This window comes from Klebsiella sp. K-Nf6, assembly GCF_002806655.1.
Taxonomy (GTDB): Bacteria; Pseudomonadota; Gammaproteobacteria; order Enterobacterales; family Enterobacteriaceae; genus Klebsiella; species Klebsiella variicola.
Genome location: NZ_PIBN01000018.1, coordinates 41,580 through 62,273, shown reverse-complemented (window position 1 = coordinate 62,273; position 20,694 = coordinate 41,580). Strand labels below are relative to the sequence as shown.

Below are 20,694 nucleotides of genomic sequence, written 5' to 3'. Positions count from 1 at the left end.
CATCACTATACCTGTCCTGCACGATAGTGTGAAAACAGCAACATACCATTTTCTGCGCCATCTCCTCTTTTCGATGAATAGGCTCAATCGATCTTGCTTTTTGATAAAAAAATATTGTCGCAAGGGTGCTGGGAAAAGCAGCAGATTGCCCGCAGAATATCCTCGCTTATCTCTATTTTTCCCTGGAGGGGAAATGTCCCGCGTCTCGCAGGCAAGGAGCCTGGGTAAATATTTCCTGTTAGTCGATAACATGCTGGTCGTGCTGGGCTTTTTTGTCGTCTTTCCGCTGATCTCCATCCGCTTTGTCGATCAGATGGGCTGGGCAGCGCTAATGGTCGGCATTGCGCTCGGCCTGCGCCAGCTGGTGCAGCAGGGATTAGGTATCTTTGGCGGCGCCATCGCCGACCGCTTCGGCGCCAAACCCATGATTGTCACCGGCATGCTGATGCGCGCCGGCGGCTTCGCGGCGATGGCTGTCGCCCATGAGCCATGGGTGTTGTGGTTATCGTGCATTCTCTCCGGACTCGGCGGGACGCTGTTCGATCCGCCGCGGGCCGCGCTGGTGGTCAAACTAGTGCGCCCGCATCAGCGCGGCCGCTTTTTCTCCCTTTTGATGATGCAGGACAGCGCCGGCGCGGTGATTGGCGCCTTGCTTGGCAGTTGGCTGCTACAGTATGACTTCCGCCTTGTGTGCAGCGCCGGGGCTGCGCTGTTTATCGCCTGCGCGGCGTTTAACGCCTGGTATCTGCCAGCATGGAAACTGTCCACGGTGAAAACGCCAGTCCGTGAGGGGCTGGGCAGGGTGCTGCGGGACAAACGCTTCGTCACCTATGTCCTGACGCTGACGGGCTATTACATGCTGGCGGTGCAGGTGATGCTGATGCTGCCGATCATGGTAAACGACATCGCCGGTTCGCCGGCCGCCGTGAAGTGGATGTACGCCATCGAAGCCACCATTTCGCTGACCCTGCTCTATCCCATTGCCCGCTGGAGCGAGAAACGCTACCGCCTTGAGCACCGGCTGATGGCTGGTCTGCTGGTGATGACGCTGGCGATGCTGCCGATTGGCATGACCAGCAGTTTGCAGCAGTTATTTACCCTGATCTGCCTGTTTTACATCGGTTCGATCATTGCTGAACCGGCCAGGGAGACGCTGGGCGCCTCGCTGGCGGACGCCCGGGCACGCGGCAGCTATATGGGGTTCAGCCGCCTGGGACTCGCCTTCGGCGGCGCGCTGGGTTACGCGGGCGGCGGCTGGCTATTTGATGCAGGGAAAGCCGCGGGCCAACCCGAGCTGCCGTGGCTGATGCTCGGCGCCATCGGCTTTATCACCTTCCTTGCCCTGTGGTGGCAATTCAGTCCGAAACGCTCTGCCTCCGGCATGCTGGAGCCGCGTACCTAGACCGTACGTCCGCGGTTTCTCCTGCCTTTCAGCCTATTCTGCTGGCATGAAGGGTGCTGACAGGTCATGATGCTTTGTGTCAGGATGAATGATGGTACGAGCTTGAGGAGCCCTATGAAAAAGATATTGATCGCCGCTGCGCTGATTGTCAGCGGTCTGCTGAGCGGCTGTAACCAGTTGACCCAATACACGGTAAGCGAGCAGGAGATAAACCAGGCGCTGCAGAAGCGTAACCATTTCGCCAAAGATATTGGTCTGAAAGGCGTTGCCGACGCCCATATTGAACTGCAGAACCTGACCAGCGCTATTGGCCGTGAAGAGCCGGGCAAAGTCACGCTGACCGGGGTCGCCAACGTCGATCTGAACTCCCTCTTCGGGACGCAGAAAGCGACGATCGATCTGAAGCTCAAAGCGCTACCAACCTTTGACAGAGACAAAGGCGCTATCTTCCTGCAGGAAATGGAGGTGGTCGATGCCAAAGTGGCACCTGAGAAACTGCAGTCGGTGATTCAGGCTCTGCTCCCCTATCTGAATCAGTCGCTGCGCAGCTACTTCAGCCAGCAACCGGCCTATGTCCTGCGTGAAGACGCCAGCACCGGCGAAGCGCTGGCGAAGAAATATGCCAAGGGCATAGAGGTGAAACCGGGCGAAATTGTCATCCCCTTTACCAATTAATCTCCAGGGCGCTACGGCGCCCTGAATTTTTTACGGAAATGAGTGCAAAGGAAAACGTTTACGCTTATCCTTAGTGCCCGGCAAAAAACAGCCCTGATGACTGAACCTATTAGCCGGAGCCTTCCATGACAGCACAACCCCAGGTATTGAAAATCCGCCGCCCAGACGACTGGCATATCCATCTGCGTGATGACGATATGCTGAAAACCGTCGTGCCTTACACCAGTGAGTTTTATGGCCGGGCGATCGTGATGCCGAATCTGGTGCCGCCTGTCACCACCGTCGCGGCGGCTATCGCCTATCGCCAGCGCATTATGGACGCCGTCCCGGCCGGGCACGATTTTACCCCGTTGATGACCTGCTATCTGACAGACTCTCTCGACCCGGCGGAGCTGGAGCGCGGCTTTAACGAAGGCGTGTTCACCGCCGCCAAACTCTACCCGGCCAACGCCACCACCAACTCCAGCCACGGTGTCACCAGCACCGATGCCATTATGCCGGTGCTGGAGCGGATGGAAAAACTGGGCATGCCGCTGCTGGTTCACGGCGAAGTGACCCACGCCGAGATTGATATTTTCGATCGTGAAGCGCGCTTTATTGAGACGGTAATGGAACCCCTGCGTCAGCGCCTGCCCGGCCTGAAGGTGGTTTTTGAACATATCACCACTAAAGATGCCGCCGAGTATGTACGTGACGGCAATGAGTTATTAGCGGCCACCATCACCCCGCAGCATCTGATGTTTAACCGCAACCATATGCTGGTCGGCGGTATTCGTCCTCACCTGTACTGCCTGCCGGTGCTCAAGCGCAATATTCATCAGCAGGCGCTGCGCGAACTGGTCGCCAGTGGCTTTAGCCGCGCCTTCCTTGGCACCGACTCCGCGCCGCACGCCCGCCATCGTAAGGAAGCCAGCTGCGGCTGTGCCGGTTGCTTCAACGCCCCGACCGCCCTCGGCAGCTACGCCACCGTTTTTGAAGAAATGAACGCTCTGCAGCACTTTGAAGCCTTCTGCTCGCTGAACGGCCCGCGCTTCTACGGTCTGCCGCTCAATGAAAGCTATGTTGAGCTGGTGCGTGAAGAGACCACGGTCGTTGACAGCATTGCGCTGCCCAATGACAGCCTGGTCCCGTTCCTGGCGGGTGAAACCGTTCGCTGGACGATGAAGCGATAAAAAACGTAGCCCCCTGTTGTCAATGCTCACCAGATACTGTATAAATAACCAGCATTAAACACAGGGGGCAATTATGCGCATCGAAGTGTCTATCGCCAAAACGACCGCCTTACCCAACGGCGCGCTGGAAGCGCTGAATAACGAACTCTCCCGGCGTATCGCCGAGCAATTCCCGGCCATCGACAGTCAGGTGAGCGTGCGCTACGCGACCGGCAACCAGCTCTCGGTGTTCGGCGCCCTGAAAGAAGACAAAGACCGGATAAGCGAAATCCTGCAGGAAACCTGGGAAAGCGCGGACGACTGGTTTGTCCACGATCTCTCCTGAAGCATGGCGGGATCCAGTTACTCTGGTTTGCTCCCTCATTGTGCTTTTCTTTGCCGGGTCGCCCCGGCTTTTTTATCCCCGCCTCATGTTCAGAATATTCCTGATTATTCTGCTTAATATCGACTAAAATGGCCATTTCTCACGCTTATCTTGCGTAAAAAAGCGGCGAAAACAAGAAAATCATGCTGCCTTTCATTTAATTTCTCGAGTTTATTCTTGATCCCTGATATAATTAACTTGCTTCAAAAAACATGCATTAAACCTCGAGAATTGTTGTCTTTTAACATATGAATAAGGGGTTATGATGGAAAAAAATAATGAAGTCATTCAGACCCATCCCCTCGTTGGATGGGACATCAGCACCGTTGATAGCTACGATGCGCTGATGTTGCGCCTGCACTACCAGAACCCCACTCAAGAAAACAGTCATGATGCTGAAATTGGCCAGACGCTATGGCTAACGACGGACGTCGCACGTCAATTTATTTCAATCCTGGAAGCAGGCATTGCGAAGATTGAATCTGGCGAATACCAGGAAAACGAGTACCGCAGACATTAACGCGATACATGGAATGACTTAACAATAGTCTTAACAGGCACCTGCGGGTGCCTGAATTATTTTCGGGCTTGTATAAGCGAAGGGAGTTAATTACCCTGCTAATAAGGCAATTACCCGGAACTCACCATGCAATACGATCTTATCATTATCGGCAGCGGATCGGTCGGCGCCGCCGCTGGCTATTATGCGCGTCGTGCCGGACTCAATGTTCTGATGACCGATGCCCACCAGCCTCCCCATCAGGAGGGCAGCCATCATGGCAGTAGCCGTCTTATCCGTCACGCTTATGGCGAAGGTGAAAAATATGTTCCGCTAGTGCTGCGCGCCCAGCAGCTGTGGGATGAACTGGCTGAAATCAGTGGCGAAGCGGTTTTTGAACGCACCGGCGTCATTAACCTCGGCCCCGCCAGCTCTCCTTTCCTGGCCAACGTCGCCGCCAGCGCCAGGGCGTTCAAACTTGAGGTTGAAGAGTTAGATGCTCAGGCCGTCATGCAGCGCTGGCCGGAGATACGCCTTCCCGACGACTATCGGGCGATTTTCGAACCGGCTTCCGGCGTACTGCGCAGTGAGCTGGCTGTCGAGACCTGGATCCGTCTGGCACGGGAAGCAGGCTGCGCGCAGCTATTCAACTGCCCGGTCTCGGCCATTCATCACCATGCAGACGGAGTCACCATTGATACCCTTGACGGTGAATATCACGGAAAGAAATTGCTGATCAGCGCCGGCACCTGGGTCACCCGCCTGCTTCCGGAGCTTCCTGTTCAGCCGGTACGCAAGGTCTTCGCCTGGTTCCAGGCCGATGGCCGTTACAGCAGCAAGAATCATTTTCCGGCGTTCACCGGCGAGTTGCCCAACGGCGATCAATACTACGGTTTTCCGGCGGAAGATAATGAGCTGAAGATCGGCAAGCATAACGGCGGCCAGCCTATCGCCACGCCGCAGGAGCGATCGGCGTTTGGCACCGTCGGCAGCGATGGTTCCGAATCCTTTCCGTTTTTACGTAACGTCCTGCCCGGGATCGGCGGCTGTCTGCACGGCGCCTCCTGCACCTATGACAACACGGTCGATGAGGATTTTATCATCGATACGCTCCCAGGCAGACCTGACACATTGCTGATCACCGGTTTGAGCGGCCACGGCTTTAAGTTTGCGCCGGTGCTGGGAGAAATTGCCAGTCAGTTTGCTCAGGGACAGACGTCGACCTTTAACCTGACGCCCTTCTCACTGGCGCGCTTTAGCTCATAATGGAATGCGGCACGCTTGCCGCCGGGGAAAAAAACGGCCTCTGTCGAGGCCGTTAGTCATTGAGAATGGTTATGCGTCGCCTGTTTAATATGCTGGTCAACAACGTGCGCGAGCACTTTATGATCTACCTTGCGCTCTGGCTGCTGCTGGCGATCATCGATCTCGTCTGGTTATGGTTTTTCTGACGACTCAGGCTCGGGGATCCCGAGTTTGGTATTCAGTCGGCCACGCGATTTGTTAAAGATTTTATTGCCGTTTTCGCGTCCGGCGCGCAGCTGGCGCTGCTCTTCTTCCGGAAGCTTATGCTCTTCCATGCAGGCTTCGCTACAGCAACCGGCAAACTTCTCAGCGCAGCTCGGGCACTGAATAAACAGCAGATGGCAGCCATCATTCAGACAATTGGTATGGGTGTCGCACGGCACGCCACACTGGTGACAGTGCGCGATGACGTCATCGGAGATCCGCTCGCCCATCCGCTCATCAAAGACAAAGTTTTTGCCAATAAAACGGACCGGCAGCCCCTGCTCACGGGCGCGGCGGGCGTACTCAATAATCCCACCCTCGATGTGCCAGACCTGATTGAAACCGTTATGCTTCATCCAGGCGCTGGCTTTTTCACAGCGAATACCGCCGGTGCAATACATGACAATTTTCTTGTCTTTGTGGTCCTGCATCATGTCGACGGCTTTCGGCAACTGATCGCGGAAGGTGTCCGCCGGGATCTCCAGCGCGTTCTCGAAATGGCCCACTTCATATTCATAGTGGTTACGCATATCGATAAACACCGCATCCGGATCGTCAAGCATGGCATTGACGTCCGCCGCCTTGAGATAATCCCCCACATTGGAAGCATCGAAAGAAGGATCGTCGATACCATCGGCAACAATACGGTCGCGCACTTTCAGGCGCAGCACCCAGAACGATTTCCCATCGTCCTCCAGGGCGATATTGAAACGCAGCCCCGCCAGCGCCGGATCGAAGCCATACAGAAACTCACGCAGCGCTTCAACATTGCTTTCCGGCACGCTGATTTGCGCGTTGATCCCTTCCCGGGCCAGATAAATACGACCAAAGACCTTCAGCTGCGTTAAGGCAACCCATAACGCATCGCGAGTGGCCTGCGGGTCGACAATGGTGAAATATTTATAGAATGAGATCGTCGTGCGCGGCTCGGTCTCAGCCAGCATTTGCGCTTTTAACGTCTCATTTGAAATGCGGTTGTGTAACACTGGCATGGTGTACCTGCTCGACATAGAAATGAGGGAATAAACGGCGGGCATGATATAGCAAAGCTTATTAATTTACATCCCTACATTTTACGCTACATTTTTCTCACCCGGTCGCGCCCCGTTTAACAAAACGAGCTGACTGTCGCCGCCTTTGGCTGGCCGGTAAAAAAATGCGATAATATAAGACGTTGCTCACTGATACGGGTATGAAATGACTCATTTGCCTAAATTTTCTCCGGCGCTGTTGCATCCGCGCTATTGGCTGCTGTGGCTGGGTATTGGCCTGCTGTGGCTGGTTGTCCAACTGCCCTATCCGCTGATTTACCGCCTGGGAAATGCCATCGGCCGACTGGCCATGCGCTTTATGAAGCGTCGGGCGAAGATAGCCTACCGCAACCTTGAACTCTGCTTCCCAGAGAAAAGCGAGCAGGAACGTCACCGAATGGTGGTGATGAATTTTGAATCAGTGGGTATGGGACTGATGGAGACGGGGATGGCCTGGTTCTGGCCGGTTCGTCGTATCGCCCACTGGACCGACACCATCGGCTTTGAGCATATCCGCGATGTGCAGGCGCAGCAGCGCGGCATTCTGCTGATCGGTATTCACTTCCTGACCCTCGAGATGGGCGCGCGAATGTTCGGTATGAACGAGCCGGGAATTGGCGTCTACCGTCCCAACGACAACCCGGTGATCGACTGGCTGCAGACCTGGGGCCGCTTGCGCTCAAATAAGGACATGATTGACCGTAAGGATCTGAAAGGGATGATCCGGGCGCTGAAAAAAGGTGAAGTGGTGTGGTACGCGCCGGATCACGATTACGGCCCGACCGCCAGCGTCTTTGCCCCGCTGTTTGCCGTCGACCAGGCGGCGACCACCTCCGGCACCTGGATGCTGGCGAAAATGTCCAAAGCCTGCATCGTCCCCTTCGTCCCGCGTCGCAAACCGGATGGTAAAGGTTATGAACTGATTATCCTGCCGCCAGAGTGTTCCCCGCCGCTGGACGACGCGGAAACCACGGCCGCCTGGATGAACAAGATCGTTGAGCAGTGCATCATGATGGCCCCGGAACAATATATGTGGCTCCACCGCCGCTTCAAAACCCGCCCCGAGGGCATGCCCTCCCGCTACTGATCCCTTTTCCCGGCCGCGCATGTGGCCGGGAATGCGCTTCTCGCTCATGCTTTAGGCTCTGCTTTAGCTTTAAAAGCTCTCCTCCATTGCGGCATTTATTTCCCAGGCGCATAATTAGCAGGCTCATATTTTCTCTTAATTTGACCTGCCGCGCAGGCCAGTGGAACCCTATGTCCTCTGCTGATACCCCCATTAACTGGAAACAAAATCTGACCGTGACCTGGCTCGGCTGCTTTTTAACTGGCGCCGCCTTCAGTCTGGTCATGCCCTTTCTGCCACTCTATGTCGAACAGCTCGGGGTCACCGGGCATAGCGCGCTGAACATGTGGTCCGGGCTGGTCTTTAGTATCACCTTCCTCTTCTCCGCCATTGCCTCACCGTTCTGGGGCGGTCTTGCTGACCGCAAAGGACGAAAAATTATGCTGCTGCGTTCCGCCCTCGGAATGTCCGTAGTCATGATGCTGATGGGGATGGCACAGAATATCTGGCAGTTTTTGCTATTGCGTGCGCTGCTCGGCCTGCTGGGCGGCTTTATTCCTAACGCCAACGCCCTGATTGCGACGCAGATCCCGCGCCATAAAAGCGGCTGGGCGCTGGGTACGTTGTCAACCGGCGCGGTGAGCGGCGCCCTGCTCGGCCCACTGGCGGGCGGCTTTCTGGCCGACCACTGGGGCTTGCGTACCGTCTTCTTTATGACCGCGGCGGTGCTGTTCATTTGTTTTCTGTTTACCCTGTTTTTAATCCGCGAAAATTTTGTGCCGATCGCCAAAAAAGAGATGCTCAGTGCCAGAGAGGTTTTCTCCTCGCTACAGAATCCCAAACTGGTGCTCAGCCTGTTTGTGACCTCGCTGATAATCCAGGTGGCCACCGGTTCGATTGCGCCGATTCTGACGCTTTACGTGCGCGACCTGGCCGGCAACGTCAGTAACATCGCCTTTATTAGCGGGATGATCGCCTCGGTGCCGGGAATAGCCGCGCTGATGAGCGCTCCTCGTCTGGGCAGGCTCGGGGATCGTATCGGACCGGAAAAGATCCTCATCGTCGCGCTGATTATCTCGGTGCTGCTGCTGATCCCGATGTCGTTCGTTCAGACTCCACTGCAGCTGGGTATCCTGCGTTTCCTGCTCGGCGCCGCAGACGGGGCACTGCTGCCGGCGGTGCAAACCCTGCTGGTGTATAATTCCACCAGCCAGATCTCCGGGCGCATCTTTAGCTATAACCAGTCGTTCCGCGATATTGGCAACGTTACCGGCCCCCTGATAGGCGCCTCGGTGTCCGCCAACTACGGCTTCCGCGCGGTATTCCTGGTCACCGCTGGCGTGGTGTTGTTTAACGCCATTTACTCGACCCTCAGCTTGCGCCGACCTGCCGCGGAAGACTCGCAGCCTGACCGCCATTCAGTAAATTAATGTCCAGAGGGGCCCTGCCCCTTGACGCCATGGCTACCGCCTTCTATAGATTGAATCGTGTTCAATTCATATTCTTCTCAGGAGATTCGCTATGCCAAAGGATTCGATGTTCTATGCCACGCTCGAAGAAGCTATTGATGCAGCACGCGAAGAATTTCTCGCCAATAATCCTGACAGCGATGAAGAGAGCGCTAACGTTGAGCAGCTCAATATTCAAAAGTATGTGCTGCAGGATGGTGATATCGCATGGCAGGCCGAATTTTTTGCTGACGAAGACGAACAAGGTGAATGTTTACCGATGCTCAGCGGCGAAGCTGCGCAGAGCGTCTTCGACGGGGATTATGATGAGATAGAGCTACGCCAGGAGTGGCTGGAAGAAAATACGCTTCATGAGTGGGATGAAGGCGAATTCCAGCTCGAACCCTCGCTGGATACCGAAGAGGGACAGACGGCAGCAGACGAGTGGGACGAGCGTTAATCAGTTATAGGGCCCGTGGCTGGCGTCCAGCGGCAACAGCAGCGTATCGAACACCAGCGAGAACGGCAGGTCCAGAACGGTGAGATAGCGCCATGCCGAGTCGCGAACGTCCCACTGCACGCCCGGGTAATATTGATTGCCATGCCCCTGCCCGGGCACCGTCCGGCTGATAATGCTGCCGCAGCCGCTCAGCAGCAGCACCATGGCAATGATCGGTAGTATTCGCATCCACAACCTCGTGTTTCAGATAAAAAAATACCGGCATCGCTGCCGGTATTTTCCTTTACGTACGGCTTATTTCGTTTTCAGCGCCAGCGGGTTAAGCGCTAACTGCTGATAGGCGTTGACCCACGATGAATATTTCTCCGGCGCGGCCCAGACGCGATAGTGCAGACGCGACATGGTCACCGGGTCGCTCAACAGCACCAGTCGACGATCGCGGTTCAGCTTATCCGGCGTTTCATTCAGCGCCTGCTCAACGTGGCGCTCGCGAGCGATCTCAAGGATATGACCATGACGATGGCGCGCGGTGGCCATCGCCGTGGCGAGGGCGTTAAACGACGGATTGAATACCGCGTGCATAAAGCCATCGTCCAGTGAACGCTGACGGTTCAGCGTCAGGTACGCGTCGGTATCCTTGAGCACCTGCGGCGGCGAATACTCTTCCGGGATCAGGAACAGCTTCCAGCGCTTGCTGCGCAGGCCCACGGTCGCCCGGCTGGAGATCGCCGACACGAACGGCGACAGGATCAGCGAGACGACGATCGGCGCCAGCCAGAACAGGAAGCGCAGATCCAGCCATGCCATTCCGACTGCCCATACCAGCCCCAGCAGCAGCTGCGAGCCGTGACGCATAAAGGCTTCTCCCCACGGTGTGGAGTCATCATCACGCTGCGGCGAATTCCACACCACTTCCCAGCCGAGGAAGGCGCTGACCACGAAGACGGTGTGAAACAGCATGCGAACCGGCGCCAGCAGGACCGAGAACAGGACCTCCAGCAGCAGAGAGAGCGTGACGCGGATAAACCCGCCGTACTCTTTCGGCCCTTTACACCACACCAGAATAATACTCAGCAGCTTCGGCAGGAACAGCAGCACCATGGTCGAAGCGAACAGCGCGATGGCCAGCTCCGGACGCCACTGCGGCCACACCGGGAACAGCTGACGCGGCTGCAGGAAGTACTGCGGCTCGGTCAGGGCATGCACCACCTGCAGCGCCGTCGACAGGGCAAGGAACATAAACCACAGCGGCGCCGACAGGTACGACATCACGCCGGTGAGGAACACTGCCCGGTGAACCGGGTGCATCCCTCTGACGAGGAACAGGCGGAAGTTCATCAGGTTGCCCTGACACCAGCGACGGTCGCGTTTCAGCTCGTCCAGCAGGTTCGGCGGCAGCTCCTCATAGGAGCCCGGCAGATCGTAGGCAATCCACACCCCCCAGCCGGCACGGCGCATTAGCGCGGCTTCGACGAAGTCGTGCGACAGGATCGACCCGGCAAAGTTACCCTCGCCCGGCAGCGGCGCCAGCGCGCAGTGCTCAATGAACGGCTTCACGCGGATAATGGCGTTGTGTCCCCAGTAATGGGACTCCCCCAGCTGCCAGAAGTGCAGACCCGCCGTAAACAGCGGACCGTACACCCGGGTGGCAAACTGCTGGCAACGCGCATACAGCGTGTCCATGCCCGAGGCGCGCGGGGATGACTGGATGATCCCGGCGTTCGGGTTCGCTTCCATCAGGCGCACCAGGCTGCTCAGACACTCGCCGGTCATCACGGAGTCTGCGTCCAGCACCACCATATAGCTATACTGGCTGCCCCAGCGGCGGCAGAAATCATCGATGTTGCCGCTCTTACGCTTCACGCGACGACGACGACGACGGTAGAAAATCTGCCCTTCGCCCTGCACTTCAGCAATCAGCTCCATCCACGCCTTTTGCTCAGCAACACAGATATCGGGGTTATAGCTGTCGCTGAGAATATAGACGTCGAAATGAGCAGCGTTACCGGTCGCTTTCACCGACTCCCACGTCGCCCGCAGTCCGGCGAAAACGCGATCAACGTCTTCGTTACAGATCGGCATAATAAGCGCCGTACGGTGCGCCGGGTTCAACGGTTCGTCACCGACCGTCGAGGCGGAAATACTGTACTTGTCGCGGCCAATCAATAGTTGCAGAAAGCCCATTAACGCGGTCCAGAAGCCGGCGGAAACCCAGCAGAACAGTACCGCGAAGAGGATCAGGATGCCGCTCTGCAACACATACGGCAGCAGCTGCATGAAAGAGATCCACAGGTTCTGCCCCACCATGTCGGCCGGGTTGATCAACGCCCAGCCCTGATAAGGCAGAATGGTTTTCATATACCAGGTGGCCACCACGGTCTGCGACAGCGTCAACAACAGCAGGATGTAGCGACGAATGCTCCCGACGGTACGCCATTTTTGCTCGCTCTCACGCTCTTCTTGCGTCAGGCGGGAGAGATAGCGTGGCGTGACATCGCGTCCGCGCAGACGGTCCCAGAAGCGGCCGACCGGGTTAGTACGCCACGGGTCCGGGATCATCGAGGAGCGCCTGGCTTTCGGCATAGCATGCAGTTGGGTACGACCTTCATCATCCTTCACCAGCTGATCGCCAGAAAGAGAATCCGGCCAGCTATGCGCCAGTCGCGCCTTCACTGATCCTAACGGGGCGTCGTCTTCGCGGGCGAAATGCCGATGTTCGTCATCCAGGGCCTGGTGAACGGCCTGCAGACTGGTGTCCGGCAGCGCCGATTTCTCGGCGTCCGACAGCGGCAATGCGTCAATGTACTTCGTTATCTTATTCATTGGCAGGCAGCTGATAGCTCCAGGTTTCGCTCAACGTGTCATCACCGTTAACCAGTGCGGCACGCATTTCCGTCGTTTTCTTCGGATCTTTGACCTTCAAACGCAGGATCATCCGCCAGCCTTTGGTCACTGGATTGTAACGCACGGTATTTTCAACGATTTCCGCGTTATCGCCGGTGCTCGCCTGAGCAGCGACCGGGGTATCCGCTGGCAGTTTCTTCATATCGGCGCCGGTGAAGTCGACAATGAAGGCAACCGTGCCGTCCGGCTGGCGGATCAGGTTCGACTGCTTCACGTCGCCGGTAGAGCGGCGGGTCTGCATAACGTAGGCGTTATCTGGCGCATGCAGCTTGTCTTCATCGCGGCTGAAGGTGATGGTGTATTTGAAATTCATCTCCTTGCCCGGCTCCGGCAGCTGATCCGGCGTCCAGTAAGTCACGATATTATCGTTCGTTTCATCGTTGGTCGGGATTTCAACCAGCTCGATTTTCCCTTTGCCCCAGTCCCCTTTCGGGGTGATCCAGGCGCTCGGACGCAGGTCATAACGATCGTCGAGATCCTCGAAGCGCGAGAACTGACGGCCGCGCTGCAGCAGGCCGAACCCTTGCGGATTTTCCATCGCATAGCTGCTGACAGCCAGATGTTTCGGGTTGTTCAGCGGACGCCAGATCCACTCGCCGTTACCGGCCAGGATCGACAGACCATTGGAGTCGTGCAGCGCCGGACGATAGTTGAGCGTCGGAGAAGGCTGGTTGGAACCGAACAGGAACATGCTGGTCAGCGGCGCCACACCCAGTTTGCCGACTTTGTCACGCAGGTAAACTTTGGACTGCACGTCCACGACGGTGTCGCGTCCCGGCATGATGACAAAGCGATAGGCGCCGGTTGCCCGTGGGGAATCCAGCAGCGCATAGATAGTCAGACGCTTGTCAGTGGCTTTTGGACGTTCGATCCAGAACTCACGAAAACGCGGGAACTCTTCGCCGGACGGCAGCGCGGTATCGATAGCCAGGCCACGCGCGGACAGACCGTAAACCTGACCCTGACCCAGCACGCGGAAGTAGCTGGCACCGAGCATGCTGACGATTTCATCGTTCTTATCTTTGCTGTTGATCGGATACAGTACTTTGAAGCCAGCGAAACCGAGGTCTTTCACTGTGTCTTTATCGTGCTGGACGTTACCAAAGTTAAAATAGTCCGGACTATATTTAATTTTGCGCACGCTGGTCGCCGTCACTTCATTGATGGTGACCGGCGTGTCGAAGTACATCCCCTGATGGTAAAATTCAAGCTTGAATGGGGTTTTCTGGTTATTCCAGTAAGCTTTATCGTGATTAAACTGAATTTGCTGGTAGTCCGCGTATTTCATGTCGCGGAAAGCGGAGGGCAGGTTACTCTTCGGCGCTTCATAGCCTTTCCCGGCTAACGTTTTGGCCTCTTTTGCAACGTCATCAATGCTAAACGCCCATGCAGATGAAGTACACAGGGACAACATTACGGCTGCGCTTAACCAACGCATTTTCATCATCTGTGGTTTATGTTTCATATAAGTAAGCACTTCCCCCTTTGTGTGCTTAAATCGATCCGATCTATTTTAATGGAAACTCAGGCAATCCGACAACATAATCCCTGCTTTGTTCAGCCTGGCGGCACAGGGAATAAACAGTTCGCTGTCCCGTTTGCACTTTGAGTGCTTATCCTGGAAACAGTTACCCCGAGTTCATGTAGGGTTGCTGATAATGTAAGCGTTATCACCTTGAGTGATAAGACGAATTATCTGAGATTGTCGTGAATCGTATGAATAATACTCCGGTACAGCGTGAATATTTCTTCGACAGCATCCGCGCCTGGTTGATGCTGCTGGGGATCCCTTTCCACATTTCGCTGATTTATTCCAGCCACAGCTGGCATGTCAACAGCGCCGAACCCTCGTGGTGGTTGACGCTGTTTAATGACTTCATCCATGCCTTTCGCATGCAGGTCTTCTTCGTCATCTCCGGCTATTTCTCCTACATGCTATTTCTGCGCTACCCGCTGAAAAAATGGTGGAAAGTGCGCGTCGAACGAGTCGGTATTCCGATGCTGACCGCCATCCCGCTGCTGACGCTGCCACAGTTTATTATGCTGCAGTACGTCAACGGCAAGGCGGAAAACTGGCATACCCTTTCCATATACGACAAATTTAACACCCTGGCCTGGGAGCTCATTTCCCACCTGTGGTTTTTACTGGTTCTGGTGGTACTGACCTCGCTGGGGGTGGTGCTGTTTAAATGGCTGACACGCCGCCCGGCTGGCCACGGCCTCGCCTTCAGTGACACTGTCACTATGGGCCAGTTGACGATGATTTTCCTTGCGCTGGGGGTCTTTTACGCGCTGATCCGTCGGTCCTTGTTCCTGATCTACCCGCCCCTGCTGAGCAATGGTCTGTTTAATTTCGTTGTGATGCAGACGCTGTTCTATCTGCCCTTCTTTGTGCTGGGCGCACAGACTTTCATTAACCCGCGCTTAAAGACCATGTTCACCACTCCGTCGCCGTGGTGCTGCGCCGCAGCGCTGCTCGGGTTTATCGCCTATAGACTGAATCAGCAGTACGGGTCCGGCGACGGCTGGATGTACGAAACCGAATCGGTGATCACTATGGTGTTGGGGCTGTGGATGGTCAATGTGGTCTTTTCGCTCGGCCATCGACTGCTGAACTTCCAGTCGGCGCGCGTAACCTATTTCGTCAATGCTTCGCTGTTTATTTACCTGGTGCACCACCCGCTGACGCTGCTCTACGGGGCGTGGATCACCCCGGCCATCAAGTCCAATACCTTAGGCTTTATTGTCGGGCTGGTTTTTGTGGTGGGTATCGCGCTGATCCTGTATGAAATTCATCTGCGCATTCCGCTGCTGCGTTTCCTGTTCTCCGGTAAACCGATGAACAAACCGGCCAAAACCCCGGCTTCGGCCAGCTAATTTGCCGCGGGTGCGGCACGCCAGGCGTGTCGCATTACCCTTGCTCGTCAAAGAGCCGGTCGAAAATCATATTATACAGGGCTTCTAAATCCGCCTTATCGACCGGGGTGGAGGCGTTCAGCTCACAGCGGTAGGCTGCCCCCTCCGTCAGAACAGCGATGAGCTCTGATGCGGCATTGCGCCGCGCATCGCTGAGCCCGGGATGGTAGCGCTGCGACAGACGCCCTCCCTCCTCTTTCAACCGTAGATCGGCCTGCACCATGATCTCACGCAAGCGTGGATTACGCGAGGATTCGGCGTTGATTTCCATCAGCAGATAATTATCGCTTTTGGTGGCTGCCGACGTCGGGATCCTGCCAGCCAGCACCGCCGCTTTGCGCGCCAGATTGTGGTTCTCATCGATCATCTCCCCGACCCTGGCGTTGACGATTTCGCTGACAATCGCTTCGATGATCGCCTCTTTGCTGGCAAAAATACGATACAGCTGACCGACGCTCAGGCCCGCCTCGCGGGCAATATCGGCGACGGAGGCGCCGTGCAGCCCCTTTTCAGCAAAACACCTTTGCGCAGCGGCGACGATCTCCGCGCGGCGCGCCTGCTGCTTCTGCTGTACTTTTCCTTCTGACACCCTGCTCCCTCCTGCTACCCATCATTCCCGTCAATACTGGCGGTTATCATAGCCTATTCTGTTGAATCAGGGGTATGACGCCAGCAGGCGACGATAGACAGCCGCCGTTTCCTCGTCAAAACAGACGAACAGGACGCGCTCAAGCGGGTTATAGCGAGTGAGAAACGCGGTGACGGTACGTACGGCGATCTCCGCCGCTTCCTCTTTTGGATAGCCATACACGCCGGTGCTGATCGCCGGAAACGCAATGGAGCGATAGTTGTTTGCCGAGGCCAGCTGCAGACTGTTTTTGTAAGCATCGGCCAGGGTTTGCGCTTCCATGCGGTCGCCGCCGTGCCAGACCGGGCCCACGGTGTGGATCACCGCGCTGGCGGGAAGATCGCCCGCAATAGTGATCACCGCGTGACCGGGGGGACATTCGCCCTGCTGCTGCAACACCTGTTTGCAAGCCGCCAGCAGCGCCGGACCGGCCGCCCGGTGGATCGCGCCATCCACCCCGCCACCGCCCAGCAGCGAGGGGTTTGCCGCATTAACAATCACATCGACATCAAGCGTCGTAATATCGCCGAGAATTACCTCAGGTTGAACAGCCATTTCTCCTCCTGTCGGCATAGCGCGTGGATACGGCTTTCTGCCGATACTAGGGCATTCCCGCCCCCGGGAGCAAGATTATCCCTCAGCCCTGGCGACGGGAAGCTAAAAAAAACAGGACCCTAAGGGTCCTGTTGAGCATGTTGTTTCGCCGGTCAGGCGTTGTCATTAGCGAACGATTTATGTTTGCCCGCGCGGGCCGCCAGCCACAGGCCACTATTCTTCATGGCATAGCCAAAAACCAGACCCAACGCCAGGGAAGGCACCACCAGGCGCCAGTCGCCGTCTGCCGCGAAGGTGGCGCAGGCGCCGATAAAGGTGCCCGGTACAAACGACAGCAATGTCTGTCGCGCCTGAATGCACATCAGGAAGGCGACGATACCGGTCATCATATAGCTGAGGATCTGCAGCTGCGGGGCCAGTGCGCTACCGTGGATAATCACTAATGCCCAGACCACGCCGCTCATTACTGTGCATGAGGAGATAGCCAGACCTTTCAGACCGCCCTGCGGGCAGGCGAAATAGGCCGTACAGCCGAGGAAACCGGCCCAGCTCAGCAGGCCGAGAGCGACCGCCACCCATCCCCAAATCCCGGAGAGAATGCCCGTCGTTAATGCGATTGCGAAGAGTATGTTCATGGCGCGTATCCTAGCAGATACGCGCCGGAAGAATGAGATCTAAAACACAGTATATGAATGAACCTAATTTCAGTTGCATTCAAATAGTGATTTACATCACATATTATTGCTCATCTTCTTCCTGAAGCTCGTCCCACATCGCGGCGATGGCGTCGCGGGTCAAAGGTGCCATGGTGCGCCAGAACGGCGTGTGGGCATGGGCTTCGACTTTGCCCAGCATCGTCCCGCACCATGGCAGGATATAGTCGGCAAACAGGAGCTCCAGCGTCTCGCTCTGGTCTTCTGTGGCATGATCTTCCAGCCAGGAGGCGGCCAGCAGCAGCGATCCGAGATGATCCGCCGGACCTTCCCCTGTCGGGATGCCGTGTTCGCTCATAAAAGCCCGAACGTCTGCTTCCGAGGAACCCTCCACCCACGCACTACGGTACGGCGGCACGCTGCAGGCTTCACCGACGAACAGCGCATTATAGTCCGTCGCCAGGGACTGCATCTCACAACTTTTCTGCAGACGCGCCAGCAGTTCATCCTGCTCAAGCGGCCAGCTGCCAGCCAGTTTGCCCTCACGGATCAGGGTAAACAGCGGCACCAGCAGCGGGTCCTGCGGTTGACGGTAATACAGCGAACCCAGCACGCGGCAGAGGATTGAAAACTCGTTCATTCAGTTATTCCAGTTATACAAATTAAAGGTCAGCAAATTCCGGGATCGCCGGCATGCCCCGCGACTCGAGGAAGTTGAGCAGGCGACGCGGAGAAACGTTGAGGATCCTCTCCTCCGGGAAATCGACCGCATCAAGGATCTTGCGGCATTCGGTAAATTCCCCGAGGGTAAAGGCAGTGTGAGAGTCCGAGCCCAGCGCCACCCATCCCCCGGCATCACGCACCGCCGCAGCGATAGCTCGGCAGTTATCGTCACTGCCCACGCGCGATGAAATAAAAGAGGAGTTATTAATCTCCAGCGCCACCTGATAGCGGGCCGCCGCTTCGGCAATAGCCGGGATATCCACCGGGAATTTCGGATTACCCGGATGGCTAATCATATGCACCTTACCGCTGGCCATCGCGGCGATCATCGCCTGCGTATGGGTGTCACGATCCTGCGGAGGGAACACCGGCTCATGGAATCCGGCGATGATCAGATCAAGCGAGGTTAACATCGGCCCGGAGCAGTCGATCTCACCTTCGATATTTTTAATATTCGACTCAATACCGCGCAGGATCCCCACCCCGTCTACCAGGCGAGGCCAGATGCGCATATTAACGAAGTGCCAGTAGTGCGGGGCATCCGCCATATCCGGGCCATGGTCGGTGATGGCGAAGAGTTTGATCCCTTTACGCTTTGCTTCCGCAATATAATCGTGCAGGGTGCTGTAGGCGTGGGTGCTGGCGACGGTATGCATGTGCAGGTCAACGGGATACATCACATTCTCCTCTTCTGTTTGCCGCAAGAATAGCAGGAAACCGGGCTATTGATTAGCAAAAACCCCGCCGTGGCGGGGTTCTCTCGTCTTAATAACCGCGCTGGCGGTCAACCTGACCGCTTACCGGTTCCCCTCGCTCAAGCCGGTTAATGGTCCCCGCAATGTAGGTGATAGCTTCCATTGGACGGGTCACTGCCGCCACATGGGGGGTCATGGCCACCCGCGGATGCGCCCATAGCGGGCTCTCCTGCGGCAGCGGTTCGCGACTGAAGACATCGAGCATCGCCCCTTTGAGCTTACCGCTGTTCAGCGCCGCCAGCAGATCCTCTTCAACGACATGCACGCCGCGAGCAAGGTTAAGGACATAGCTCTCATCCGGCAGCTGCGCCAGCAGCGTTTGGTTAATAATACCGGCGGTTTCAGCGGTATTCGGCAGCAGGTTGATCAGCACGCGTGTGCCCTGCAGGAATTCGCCCAGCTCGGCCTGACCGGCGAAGCTCTGCACCTGTGGCCAGGATTTGCGGCTACGGCTCCAGACGCGAAGCGGGAACCCCCAGGGTTGCAAGCTTTCCGCGACCTTCGCCCCCAGCACGCCGGCGCCCATAATACCGACAGTAAATTCGTCGGCGCGATACTCGGGCAGCGGCTGCCAGCGGGAAGCCAGCTTCAGCGCCTGATAGTCATCAAAGCGGCGGAACCAGTGCAACACCTGGCTCACGGCATACTCCTGCATCTGCCGTCCCATACCGGTATCTTCGAGGCGAAACAGCGGAATCGACAGCGGCAGCATATCCGGATGGTCGCGCAGCTTACTCAGGATTGAGTCCACGCCCGCCCCGAGGGCAAACACGGCCTTCAGCGCCCGGTCCTGCAGCATCTCTACCGGCGGATGCCAGACCAGGGCATAGTCAGCCGGCTGGTTGTCACCCGCTTTCCACTCGCGCACCCGCGCACCGGGTAACTGTTTTTCCAGCTCACGGATCCAGAATGGGGTATCAAAGGTCTGATGGTAAAAAATAATCTCCATAGGGGCTCCTGATAGCAGACGCCTTTGGCCGATTGACGCTGGCGTCTTATTTTACTCATTGTTTTCTATTGGTTTGCCAGCATAACAAAATTCTCCCGAGCGAAAAGGGAAAAGGCACTGGCGACAAAAAAAACGGATTTCGCGCGTTTAAGGAGCAAGTTGCTCGAAGTTTGTCTAAACGCGCTTTTTTTGCAAAAAGTTGATTGACGGGCGATACGTATTTCCCTACATTAGCGCCCGTTCCCGACAACAACGGGAAAGACAATATGGTGAGGTGTCCGAGTGGCTGAAGGAGCACGCCTGGAAAGTGTGTATACGGCAACGTATCGGGGGTTCGAATCCCCCCCTCACCGCCATATTTTAAGAAGAGCTCGTACGCAAGTACGGGCTTTTTTCTTTTATATTCTCCGCCGGGGGGATGAGAATCCCCGACCGGGGTTCGACAACTGGCAACGCCAGTTGGACAGACCGCGAGCCTGCGAGCGGGCTGCCCCGCAGGGGCGAGCGAAGCGAGTCAATCCCCCCCTCACCGCCATATTTTAAGAAGAGCTCGTACGCAAGTACGGGCTTTTTTTTCGCATGTGGCACCCGCCGGGGGGATGAGAATCCCCGATCGGGGTTCGACAACTGGCAACGCCAGTTGGACAGACCGCGAGCCTGCGAGCGGGCTGCCCCGCAGGGGCGAGCGAAGCGAGTCAATCCCCCCCTCACCGCCATATTTTAAGAAGAGCTCGTACGCAAGTACGGGCTTTTTTTTCGCATGTGGCACCCGCCGGGGGGATGAGAATCCCCGATCGGGGTTCGACAACTGGCAACGCCAGTTGGACAGACCGCGCACGCAGTAAGCGGGCTGCCCCGCAGGGGCGAGCGAAGCGAGTCAATCCCCCCTCACCGCCATATTTTAAGAAGAGCTCGTACGCAAGTACGGGCTTTTTTTTTCGCCTGTGGCACCCGCCGGGGGGGATGAGAACCCCCGACCAGGGTT

21 protein-coding genes and 1 tRNA gene are annotated in these 20,694 nt (G+C 56.7%); 12 read left to right on the top strand and 10 right to left on the bottom strand.

What is annotated here, in order from left to right; all coding sequences use genetic code 11:
* Positions 1 to 193: 193 nt before the first annotated feature.
* The 7 genes from mdtH to CWM61_RS23530 all read left to right on the top strand — a co-directional run bounded on the left by mdtH (position 194) and on the right by CWM61_RS23530 (position 5,563).
* The gene (gene mdtH, locus CWM61_RS23565; protein WP_074386341.1) at positions 194 to 1,402 is read left to right on the top strand and encodes a multidrug efflux MFS transporter MdtH; all 1,209 of its coding nucleotides are present in this window, start codon (positions 194 to 196) and stop codon (positions 1,400 to 1,402) included.
* 114 nt (positions 1,403 to 1,516) lie between these two features.
* A complete protein-coding gene (locus CWM61_RS23560; RefSeq protein WP_061155089.1) occupies positions 1,517 to 2,077 on the top strand; it encodes a lipoprotein in 561 nt (186 codons plus the stop codon).
* Positions 2,078 to 2,202: 125 nt separating this feature from the next.
* Entirely contained in the window at positions 2,203 to 3,249 is a 1,047-nt protein-coding gene (gene pyrC, locus CWM61_RS23555) for a dihydroorotase (protein WP_100632019.1), read from the top strand.
* 73 nt (positions 3,250 to 3,322) lie between these two features.
* Positions 3,323 to 3,574: a DNA damage-inducible protein I gene (gene dinI, locus CWM61_RS23550; protein ID WP_002898994.1), complete on the top strand. Its 252-nt coding sequence runs from the start codon at positions 3,323 to 3,325 to the stop codon at positions 3,572 to 3,574.
* A gap of 304 nt (positions 3,575 to 3,878) precedes the next feature.
* On the top strand, positions 3,879 to 4,133 hold the full coding sequence (gene bssS, locus CWM61_RS23540; RefSeq protein ID WP_008805969.1) for a biofilm formation regulator BssS: 255 nt from the start codon (positions 3,879 to 3,881) through the stop codon (positions 4,131 to 4,133).
* Positions 4,134 to 4,259: 126 nt separating this feature from the next.
* A complete protein-coding gene (solA, locus tag CWM61_RS23535; RefSeq protein ID WP_100632018.1) occupies positions 4,260 to 5,378 on the top strand; it encodes an N-methyl-L-tryptophan oxidase in 1,119 nt (372 codons plus the stop codon).
* Between the two features lie 71 nt (positions 5,379 to 5,449).
* Entirely contained in the window at positions 5,450 to 5,563 is a 114-nt protein-coding gene (locus CWM61_RS23530; protein ID WP_002898988.1) for a DUF2770 family protein, read from the top strand.
* Here CWM61_RS23530 and CWM61_RS23525 read toward each other — a convergent pair.
* Positions 5,549 to 6,613, bottom strand: coding sequence for a rhodanese-related sulfurtransferase (locus CWM61_RS23525; protein ID WP_074386345.1), 1,065 nt, complete (start codon positions 6,611 to 6,613; stop codon positions 5,549 to 5,551). The two genes, CWM61_RS23530 and CWM61_RS23525, sit on opposite strands and share 15 nt — an antisense overlap.
* 205 nt (positions 6,614 to 6,818) lie before the next feature.
* On the opposite strand from CWM61_RS23525, the gene CWM61_RS23520 reads away from it, so the two are divergent.
* The 3 genes from CWM61_RS23520 (at position 6,819) to CWM61_RS23505 (ending at position 9,626) form a co-directional block, all read left to right on the top strand.
* Positions 6,819 to 7,739 (top strand): Kdo(2)-lipid IV(A) acyltransferase, encoded by a 921-nt coding sequence (locus tag CWM61_RS23520; RefSeq protein ID WP_074386346.1) that lies wholly within the window; start codon positions 6,819 to 6,821, stop codon positions 7,737 to 7,739.
* A gap of 170 nt (positions 7,740 to 7,909) precedes the next feature.
* Entirely contained in the window at positions 7,910 to 9,148 is a 1,239-nt protein-coding gene (mdtG, locus tag CWM61_RS23510) for a multidrug efflux MFS transporter MdtG (RefSeq protein ID WP_100632017.1), read from the top strand.
* Between the two features lie 91 nt (positions 9,149 to 9,239).
* On the top strand, positions 9,240 to 9,626 hold the full coding sequence (locus tag CWM61_RS23505; protein WP_012542251.1) for a MysB family protein: 387 nt from the start codon (positions 9,240 to 9,242) through the stop codon (positions 9,624 to 9,626).
* Here CWM61_RS23505 and CWM61_RS23500 read toward each other — a convergent pair whose 3' ends face one another.
* The 3 genes from CWM61_RS23500 to mdoG form a co-directional block, all read right to left on the bottom strand.
* Positions 9,627 to 9,854, bottom strand: a complete 228-nt coding sequence (locus CWM61_RS23500) for a YceK/YidQ family lipoprotein (protein WP_074386347.1) — start codon at positions 9,852 to 9,854, stop codon at positions 9,627 to 9,629.
* A gap of 66 nt (positions 9,855 to 9,920) precedes the next feature.
* Positions 9,921 to 12,449, bottom strand: a complete 2,529-nt coding sequence (mdoH, locus tag CWM61_RS23495) for a glucans biosynthesis glucosyltransferase MdoH (protein ID WP_100632016.1) — start codon at positions 12,447 to 12,449, stop codon at positions 9,921 to 9,923.
* Positions 12,442 to 13,995, bottom strand: coding sequence for a glucans biosynthesis protein MdoG (gene mdoG, locus CWM61_RS23490; protein ID WP_012968580.1), 1,554 nt, complete (start codon positions 13,993 to 13,995; stop codon positions 12,442 to 12,444). The genes mdoH and mdoG overlap by 8 nt, the downstream gene beginning before the upstream one ends.
* Positions 13,996 to 14,246: 251 nt before the next feature.
* Here mdoG and mdoC point away from each other — a divergent pair, with 251 nt between their 5' ends.
* Entirely contained in the window at positions 14,247 to 15,407 is a 1,161-nt protein-coding gene (gene mdoC, locus CWM61_RS23480; RefSeq protein ID WP_061155096.1) for a glucans biosynthesis protein MdoC, read from the top strand.
* Between the two features lie 34 nt (positions 15,408 to 15,441).
* On the opposite strand, the gene CWM61_RS23475 is transcribed toward mdoC, so the two are convergent.
* The 6 genes from CWM61_RS23475 to ghrA form a co-directional block, all read right to left on the bottom strand.
* Complete coding sequence (locus tag CWM61_RS23475; RefSeq protein WP_074386349.1) at positions 15,442 to 16,035, bottom strand: TetR/AcrR family transcriptional regulator; 594 nt, start codon at positions 16,033 to 16,035, stop codon at positions 15,442 to 15,444.
* A 66-nt stretch (positions 16,036 to 16,101) separates the two neighbouring features.
* Complete coding sequence (gene ymdB, locus CWM61_RS23470; protein ID WP_061155098.1) at positions 16,102 to 16,629, bottom strand: O-acetyl-ADP-ribose deacetylase; 528 nt, start codon at positions 16,627 to 16,629, stop codon at positions 16,102 to 16,104.
* 152 nt (positions 16,630 to 16,781) lie between these two features.
* Complete coding sequence (locus CWM61_RS23465) at positions 16,782 to 17,264, bottom strand: DUF1097 domain-containing protein (protein WP_008805958.1); 483 nt, start codon at positions 17,262 to 17,264, stop codon at positions 16,782 to 16,784.
* 103 nt (positions 17,265 to 17,367) lie between these two features.
* Positions 17,368 to 17,922 (bottom strand): molecular chaperone, encoded by a 555-nt coding sequence (locus CWM61_RS23460; RefSeq protein ID WP_074386351.1) that lies wholly within the window; start codon positions 17,920 to 17,922, stop codon positions 17,368 to 17,370.
* A 22-nt stretch (positions 17,923 to 17,944) separates the two neighbouring features.
* On the bottom strand, positions 17,945 to 18,682 hold the full coding sequence (locus CWM61_RS23455) for a phosphatase (RefSeq protein ID WP_061155101.1): 738 nt from the start codon (positions 18,680 to 18,682) through the stop codon (positions 17,945 to 17,947).
* An 88-nt stretch (positions 18,683 to 18,770) separates the two neighbouring features.
* On the bottom strand, positions 18,771 to 19,709 hold the full coding sequence (ghrA, locus tag CWM61_RS23450; RefSeq protein ID WP_100632015.1) for a glyoxylate/hydroxypyruvate reductase GhrA: 939 nt from the start codon (positions 19,707 to 19,709) through the stop codon (positions 18,771 to 18,773).
* Positions 19,710 to 19,977: 268 nt separating this feature from the next.
* Here ghrA and CWM61_RS23445 point away from each other — a divergent pair.
* A tRNA-Ser gene (locus CWM61_RS23445) sits at positions 19,978 to 20,065 on the top strand.
* Positions 20,066 to 20,694 lie beyond the last annotated feature (629 nt).

Excerpts from the sequence above, each read along its gene's own strand:
- CWM61_RS23505 (WP_012542251.1), top strand. The coding sequence starts at position 9,240 with ATGCCAAAGGATTCGATGTTCTATGCCACGCTCGAAGAAGCTATTGAT.
- CWM61_RS23465 (WP_008805958.1), bottom strand. The coding sequence starts at position 17,264 with ATGAACATACTCTTCGCAATCGCATTAACGACGGGCATTCTCTCCGGG.
- mdtG (WP_100632017.1), top strand. The coding sequence starts at position 7,910 with ATGTCCTCTGCTGATACCCCCATTAACTGGAAACAAAATCTGACCGTG.
- dinI (WP_002898994.1), top strand. The coding sequence starts at position 3,323 with ATGCGCATCGAAGTGTCTATCGCCAAAACGACCGCCTTACCCAACGGC.
- solA (WP_100632018.1), top strand. The coding sequence starts at position 4,260 with ATGCAATACGATCTTATCATTATCGGCAGCGGATCGGTCGGCGCCGCC.
- CWM61_RS23530 (WP_002898988.1), top strand. The coding sequence starts at position 5,450 with ATGCGTCGCCTGTTTAATATGCTGGTCAACAACGTGCGCGAGCACTTT.
- CWM61_RS23520 (WP_074386346.1), top strand. The coding sequence starts at position 6,819 with ATGACTCATTTGCCTAAATTTTCTCCGGCGCTGTTGCATCCGCGCTAT.
- CWM61_RS23500 (WP_074386347.1), bottom strand. The coding sequence starts at position 9,854 with ATGCGAATACTACCGATCATTGCCATGGTGCTGCTGCTGAGCGGCTGC.
- mdoC (WP_061155096.1), top strand. The coding sequence starts at position 14,247 with ATGAATAATACTCCGGTACAGCGTGAATATTTCTTCGACAGCATCCGC.
- CWM61_RS23525 (WP_074386345.1), bottom strand. The coding sequence starts at position 6,613 with ATGCCAGTGTTACACAACCGCATTTCAAATGAGACGTTAAAAGCGCAA.
- CWM61_RS23560 (WP_061155089.1), top strand. The coding sequence starts at position 1,517 with ATGAAAAAGATATTGATCGCCGCTGCGCTGATTGTCAGCGGTCTGCTG.
- pyrC (WP_100632019.1), top strand. The coding sequence starts at position 2,203 with ATGACAGCACAACCCCAGGTATTGAAAATCCGCCGCCCAGACGACTGG.
- mdoH (WP_100632016.1), bottom strand. The coding sequence starts at position 12,449 with ATGAATAAGATAACGAAGTACATTGACGCATTGCCGCTGTCGGACGCC.
- mdoG (WP_012968580.1), bottom strand. The coding sequence starts at position 13,995 with ATGAAACATAAACCACAGATGATGAAAATGCGTTGGTTAAGCGCAGCC.
- mdtH (WP_074386341.1), top strand. The coding sequence starts at position 194 with ATGTCCCGCGTCTCGCAGGCAAGGAGCCTGGGTAAATATTTCCTGTTA.
- CWM61_RS23455 (WP_061155101.1), bottom strand. The coding sequence starts at position 18,682 with ATGTATCCCGTTGACCTGCACATGCATACCGTCGCCAGCACCCACGCC.
- ymdB (WP_061155098.1), bottom strand. The coding sequence starts at position 16,629 with ATGGCTGTTCAACCTGAGGTAATTCTCGGCGATATTACGACGCTTGAT.
- ghrA (WP_100632015.1), bottom strand. The coding sequence starts at position 19,709 with ATGGAGATTATTTTTTACCATCAGACCTTTGATACCCCATTCTGGATC.
- bssS (WP_008805969.1), top strand. The coding sequence starts at position 3,879 with ATGGAAAAAAATAATGAAGTCATTCAGACCCATCCCCTCGTTGGATGG.
- CWM61_RS23460 (WP_074386351.1), bottom strand. The coding sequence starts at position 17,922 with ATGAACGAGTTTTCAATCCTCTGCCGCGTGCTGGGTTCGCTGTATTAC.